The sequence below is a fragment of the Dyella sp. genome (assembly GCF_036384435.1).
GTDB lineage: Bacteria > Pseudomonadota > Gammaproteobacteria > Xanthomonadales > Rhodanobacteraceae > GSA-30.
The window spans coordinates 1-6,539 of record NZ_DASVMI010000062.1 but is presented as its reverse complement, the minus strand read 5'-3'; the positions used below and the strand labels follow the sequence as shown (position 1 = coordinate 6,539).

The following is a 6,539-nucleotide window of genomic DNA, read 5'->3' as shown; positions in this document are numbered from 1 at the left end:
TATCGCCACATTACACAGGGCTGGCCAGCAATTCGTGACACCCCCAACTTGACCATCCCGTCGAATTGAGCTTTGCGCTCTGCCGCAGCCTCCATGGTTGACGTGATGGCCGGCATAGCGGGCATCACATCGCCAGAAACGGTCTGCATGGTTCCTGTGCCCTTCGTCAGATCCAGCGAATAGATCTTGTCGGGTGCAACATCAATTACGACCTTGGATCGCATCTTCACACCAGTAAAATGACACAGGGATTCTTCCATCGAACCATCAGCAGTCACCGGATCCCATTCATCGGTTCGTTTGGCTCTTCGTCCCTCGGCTTGCCATGTCTGCTGATGTACCTCGCTTAGCTTAACCAGATCAGCAGAACTCAGCGGGGTAATGGCCGCATGCATCATTTTGCAATTGGCAAGAACATCTTCATATTGCTTCACTGCTTCATTTTGATCGCCAGATGCCGTCGATGTTTGATCGAGGTAATACACCAATGTACCGCTCTTGTCTGTCGAAGACGGCTTTGACCCATCCGTCTGATTGATCGCAGCCCCTGACTGCGAACAGGCCGCCAGCATGAGCAATGCCGTGGTCGAGATCGTGAATGTTGTCAGCGAAGTTCGAATCATTTAATCGAGCGCCGTACGAGATTTTAAGTCAAAGAGAAGCACGTTATTACATGCCGGCCCACTGGCTGCCGAGCAGGATGGCCTTTATGGGGGCGGGCGTGTCCACCAACCGCACCTGCCAGTAAGGCTCGAATAGATTGCCAAGCTCGCGCTGATCGTTGCCGAGACCAAGCAGGTCCAGCGGTCGGCTGTAATACACCTGAGCCGTGGATATCGCCGCTATGGCGTCATTCAAGCCCTGATCTTTCAATTTCAGGTCACCAGCTTCCATGCCGATGGTCGAGCCCGTACGCACTGTGCTGGTGACCTGTTGCACGTGCACCGTGAATATCGGGCCCACGTCACTCTTGTCGCTGGATGCGGTTTGATAAGGCTCGATTGCTTTATCAGGCGCCACATCGTTGTAGTCTTGAAGGCCACTGCTATGAATCTGGAAGATCGGTGTACTTTTTTCGGGAGCCTTCGAGATAATCCATACTGCATTTTGAGGAGTGGCATCACTCGGCACGACATCTGGCCAACCGGTTTCGATCCCAAGATCGGCTACCCAGTCATGGTTGTTTTGATCGCTGGGGTTAGCAGCCGCATCCGCACCAATACTCACGTTGCCCAAGGCACCCTGGTAAGGAGCACTTAACTGATTGTTATATGGTGAATACCAACCTTTACCGGTCCCAGGGTTGTATCTCGCCTGCGTGCCACTGCTCTTGGTCAAACTTATACCAGGGCTGATGATGGTGGAGCTATTGGAAGTATTCATGTCTCCAGGCAGTGCGGCAGCTGCGCCAATCGCCAAGGTGGCGCCATTAATCTTCTTGCACAGCCACGGACATATCCCCAGTTTTACACTTATGCCGAGATCATCCACCGCCACCCAACGGTTGTAATCGACGAGGTCTGTTCCACCCAATTTGTTCGCATCGATACTTACGAATGGAAACGGTGCGATAGGGATATGACCATTGCGCCTTTCACTGAAATTGTCACGCGCTTGCATCACCACGTTCGCATAACGGTCCGCCTCCCAGGTCCTTTGCACCTTGCCTGGCCCATTCGACTGCGGGATCGTGTAGCGATTGGCGTATCCCTTGTTTCCCGTAAGTATCGATGGCCCTTTACAAAGTTTGCTTCCATCAAAGCAGATTAGCTGTGTCACCAAAAGCGTGGTTCCCGCGTCGGACATCGTCGCGTGGCTTTGTCCGTCTGCGTCCAGCGTGTTGTCATGAATGACCTTGTTTGCGGTAGTTGCCCCGGCCTGTATGGAAAAGGCATCCAGAACCAGCGATTGGCCAGCCGAGTAAATGCCATTCAGCGTGTTTAGCCCCGAAACCAGCAAACTTTCCGCTTTGTTCGCTGCCACCAGCGCACCCGCATAGCCTTGCTGCACTCCCTTGATGGTCTCGGCGGTACTCTGGAGCACCTCACCGACCCCGGCACAATCAAGGAAATCCCCAGCAAAAAACAGCAGGTTGGCTACTCGACCAGCCATGCTGTCAGCATAATTTCCGTACGATTGCAGGCTTACGATCTGCGCGATAGCGATCTGGTTGGCGATTTCTGCGCGATTGAGATATGCGACGGTGTTAAGTGCGCGCGCCTGCTCGATCGCTACACTGTAGGCTGCGGCGTCCGCGGCGTTCACCAACTGAACTTTCTTGCTGACGGCCTGGCCAGTGTCAAACAGCATCAGCAAGCCCAGGCACAACACCAGCAAGGTGATGATGGTGAGGATCAACGCCTGGCCGGCAGCAGAAGCGCGCGAGCCTATTGTTGTCCGCGCGCGCATGGTGCGCACGGGTGCTTTATGGCCAAGTATGGCGCCAATGGAATTCGCTTCATTCGTTATTGGCATATCCACCATCCATGTCGCGCAAGCAACCCTGCGCAGCAAGCGCATCGCTTGGAAATACGATCACAACTGCCCATGGAACGAGAGCGCAATCTGTGAAGCTCTGACGATCGGCTTCGCACGATGCCCCCTCGCGATCAAGGGCACCAAGTGGAGCCCCCGCAGCTTGACATCGAAAAAGCCTAGACGGTCACATCTCGCGCGAAATACGACAGCTCGTCCCAACTCTCACAGGTACGCGCAGGGAGGTCCTTGCCTAAAAGGAGCGACCTGCGTCACTGACGCAGGTGCGCAGCCGACACTTGTCACTGGACGTCGTTGTCGTACGTCGCGAGGCCCTTTTTCTTTTGAGCTTCCGTCTGCGCACTATCGGCGGACGTCTGAGCAGCCGTAATGTCCGCCTGGGCGTTTTTACCAGACAACTCGTGGGACATGCCCGCAACTTGGTTGCGTGCCGTCTGGCCGAAGTAGCTGACGGCCGCGATCGCGGCGATGGCAATCAACGCGGTGATAATGATGTACTCGGTCATGCCTTGACCGCGCTGGCGGATGCGAAAACCGCGAGTGCTGGCGGAACGGATCGACTGCATTTGCATGGGATGTCCTCTATCCAGTTGGCCTTGTGAAGCCGCTCGCGAAGCGAACGCCTCGCAAGTTGCCGTGACGAAAGCGATACGCCCCCTGTATCGACTCACAGCCGCGCATGCATCGATACGCCACCTCGACGCGTCGACTCTTGGAAGCTACCTCAGCCACATGAACAAAACATTACTCGCGCGCAGTAATTTGCCTTTCCGTGACTCGAATCACGCCGCCAGACCTTGATCGTCTGCTTGCGATTACATAGCCATCAGACGATTCCTACGCGCATGCTTGTTCGAACTGAACACCAGCACGACAACTGACCGTATCGACGGCAAAATCCCACCTATGTTGCGTTATGGTCCGGCGTTCGACCTACGACCACGGACAAGGCCAAAGCATGTGTCGACGCGCTCTCTTGCCGGCTCTCCTATTCGTCTTCACTACGGCGCTATTGATGTGCATCACGCCGTCCGCCAGGGCCACCGCGCTGCCGGCACATGATCTTGCCGGCAGTCGTGACAATCCCATTGTTTCGCGCTTCGCCGGCTCGGTCATCGTGGGCTACCAGACCTCGGATTACGACCAGATGGCGATGCCGATGGGCAGGTCCGATGCCTCGGGGCAGAAATCGGCCCGCATTGCATCGGCGGAGGGCCGGATCACACGTATCGCCTACGTGGTGCCGAATGGTGCGTCCGCGCTGGAAGTATGGCGCAACTACCAACAGGCGCTGAGCCATGCCGGTTTCCAGACGCGCTTCAGTTGCCACGGCGATGGTGGCCCGCAGGGTTGCGGCAGTGCCTTTGCCTTGGCACGCAACATCTCCAACCCGCTGTTGGCCAAGTTGAACAAGGTTTCAGCAACCCAGAACCTGATGATCAGCACGCTGTGGCCGGCGAATGGCAATGCCTACGTGGAAACCGCGCACCTGACACGGCCCGATGGCACCGTCGATGTATCGCTACTGGTCAGCCAGGGTGACAACCAGCCCACGGGCGTGCTGCTGCAGATCGCCGAGGGCAAGGCGATGGCCACGGGCGAAGTGACGGTCGATGCCAAGGCGATGAGCCAGGGCTTGGCGCAGAACGGCCACATCGCGCTCTACGGCATCCACTTCGCCAGCGACAGCGCCGCGTTGAGTGCGGATTCGGATGCCACGCTGGCGCAAATGGCTGCCTTGTTGAAGAACCAGCCATCGCTGAAGGTGTACATCGTGGGCCATACTGACGACACCGGAGCGGTGGCGCATAACCTGCAACTGTCGCAACAACGCGCCGAGGCCGTAGTGAAAGCGCTGGCTGCGCGCGGCATTGCCACCAGTCGCATGGCAGCCAAAGGCCTGGCATCGTATGCGCCCGTCGCCAGCAACCATAGCGATTCCGGCAAGGCGCAGAATCGTCGCGTGGAGCTGGTCGAGCAATGATCCCGCTTCATGCACTAACGCATTCACGGTCAGCGACGGTCTGCACTTTTCCGAAAACGTCGCGGTGTGTGCAGGCTGCCATGTAGGCCTGCGGGCGGCCGCACGCCCTGTTCGGGATGTAGGAGCACGATGGCACTAGTGCTCTCGCTCGTGCCCTGAAGATCCGGTGCCGTCATGACAGCGCGCACGATTGCACACTCTCACTTCCTCGATGATCAGACCTCAAGGAGTTAAAGCATGAACAAAACAAACGGCCTCGTTCGCGGCATGGCGGCATTGATGCTGTGCCTGGCAGCAACCGTGCCGGCAGCCTGCGCCGCGCCGTCATCGGGTGGTGCCGACCCGCAGGGCTTCACGCTGACCGACAGCTTCCTCGCCAGGTACCAGGCGGCCGAACTGGACATCGCCAAGGATCCGTGCCGACTCGGGTTCTTCAAGCTCATGGGCGGTGACAGCGCGGGTCTGACGCTGGACCAGGCCGCGACCCGCTACGACGCCCAGCCCGGCGTGCATGCGATGCTGGCCAGCCACGGACTGACCGCACACGACATGTTGACCGGCGTGGGTACGTTGATGGCGGCAGCCGCGCAGGATGAGAACACCAGGCACCCCGGCACGTTCGAAGTCAAGGGTGGACATCGGGTCAGTGAAGCCAACATGGCCTTCTACCGCTCGCACAAGCAGGCCATGCAGCAATACAACAGGCAACTCGGCCAGGAGCAGCTGCGCGCGAACGGCGGCAGGCTGCCGGCCTGTCTCACCGGGGCGGGTGCGGGCGCAGGTTGATTCCGCACCCTGTCACGCCCTGACCTTCACCGCTCAGACAGCTCCATCGCAAGGAACTCGCATGCTCGACTTTTGCACCGGCCAGGTCCTGAAACTGCTGGCGCGCACGGCACCGTTCGTGGCGCTGCGCCTGCTGGTATACGTCGGCATCTCGCTGGCCTACACGGTCGTGGTGGGCATCGGCGCCGGCCTCGGCTTCGTGGCCGGCAAGATCGGCGGGGCTGCCGACAGCGGCGTGTTCTGGGGTGGCCTGCTCGGTTTCGGCCTGGTCAGCGGCGTGCTGTTCTGGGCGCGCGAATACCTGCTGTACCTGGTCAAGGCCGGCCATGTAGCAGTGTTGGTGGAATTGCTGGAGGGCCGCGAGGTTCCCGCCGGCAAGAGCCAGATCGAGTACGGCCGCGACATGGTGCACCAGCACTTCGCGGCCTCCTCGATGCTGTTCGGCCTGAACCAGCTGGTGCGCGGCATCCTGCGCGTGTTCCACCGCGTTACGGTGAACGTCGCGGAGATGCTGCCGATTCCCGGCCTCGACTCGGTGGTGAAGATCTTCGATGCGGTGATCAAGACCGCGCTGGGTAGCCTGGACCAGGTGATCCTCGGCCAGATCCTGCGGCAGCGCGCGGACGACCCGTGGATCACCGCGCGCGACAGCGTGGTGCTCTACGCGCAGAACTACAGGGGCATCCTGAAGAACGCGCTGGCGCTCACCTTCGTCGTGTGGGGACTCACCTTCGTGCTGTTCCTGCTGGTGCTGGGTCCGGTGGCCGCGCTGGTCGCGCTGGTTCCGAAGCTGGCCGGCTTCTGGACCTTCGCGCTGGCCGCCGTGGTCGCCGTCAGCCTGAAGGCCGCGCTGATCGATCCCTTCGCGATGACCGCGCTGCTGCAGGTCTACGCGAAGCAGACGACGGGCCAGGTCCCGCATCCGGAGTGGACGCACCGGCTCGAACAGATGTCGGACAAGTTTCGCGAACTGGTGCAGAAAGCGCGCGCCACCGCGCGTCCCGCGGCAACGCCATCCGCATCCGCGTCGGCATCCATGCCCGACTGATCCAGATTCATCGGTTTATCCGCACAGCCCGCCCCTGCCAAGAAGAGCCGCGGGGCACATGAGCTGGCAACACCCTTACCGTGACTTGCCGCCCTTCGCGCAATCGCAGCCGTAGTCCGGCTCGGGGCCGCCCTCGGCGATGAAGCGGTCGATGCGCGCCTCCAGCACCGGCAGCGGCACCGAGCCGGTGGAGAGCACGGTGTCGTGGAAGGCGCGGAGGTCGAA

6 protein-coding genes are annotated in these 6,539 nt (G+C 59.7%); 3 read left to right on the top strand and 3 right to left on the bottom strand.

Annotation, left to right across the window (positions count from 1 at the left end; all coding sequences use genetic code 11):
- The 3 genes from VF436_RS05660 to VF436_RS05650 all read right to left on the bottom strand — a co-directional run.
- On the bottom strand, positions 1-623 hold a 623-nt coding region (locus VF436_RS05660), incomplete at its 3' end, for a hypothetical protein (protein WP_330903039.1).
- Between the two features lie 46 nt (positions 624-669).
- A complete protein-coding gene (locus tag VF436_RS05655) occupies positions 670-2,520 on the bottom strand; it encodes a pilus assembly protein TadG-related protein (RefSeq protein ID WP_330903038.1) in 1,851 nt (616 codons plus the stop codon).
- Positions 2,521-2,777: 257 nt separating this feature from the next.
- Positions 2,778-3,068, bottom strand: coding sequence for a pilus assembly protein (locus VF436_RS05650; protein ID WP_330903037.1), 291 nt, complete (start codon positions 3,066-3,068; stop codon positions 2,778-2,780).
- Between the two features lie 404 nt (positions 3,069-3,472).
- On the opposite strand from VF436_RS05650, the gene VF436_RS05645 reads away from it, so the two are divergent.
- The 3 genes from VF436_RS05645 to VF436_RS05635 all read left to right on the top strand — a co-directional run bounded on the left by VF436_RS05645 (position 3,473) and on the right by VF436_RS05635 (position 6,314).
- Positions 3,473-4,480, top strand: a complete 1,008-nt coding sequence (locus VF436_RS05645) for a DUF4892 domain-containing protein (protein WP_330903036.1) — start codon at positions 3,473-3,475, stop codon at positions 4,478-4,480.
- A gap of 237 nt (positions 4,481-4,717) precedes the next feature.
- Positions 4,718-5,266 (top strand): hypothetical protein, encoded by a 549-nt coding sequence (locus tag VF436_RS05640; protein WP_330903035.1) that lies wholly within the window; start codon positions 4,718-4,720, stop codon positions 5,264-5,266.
- 61 nt (positions 5,267-5,327) lie between these two features.
- Positions 5,328-6,314 carry a hypothetical protein gene (locus VF436_RS05635; RefSeq protein WP_330903034.1) on the top strand — a complete coding sequence of 329 codons (987 nt, stop codon included), beginning with the start codon at positions 5,328-5,330 and terminating at the stop codon, positions 6,312-6,314.
- Positions 6,315-6,539: the final 225 nt, after the last annotated feature.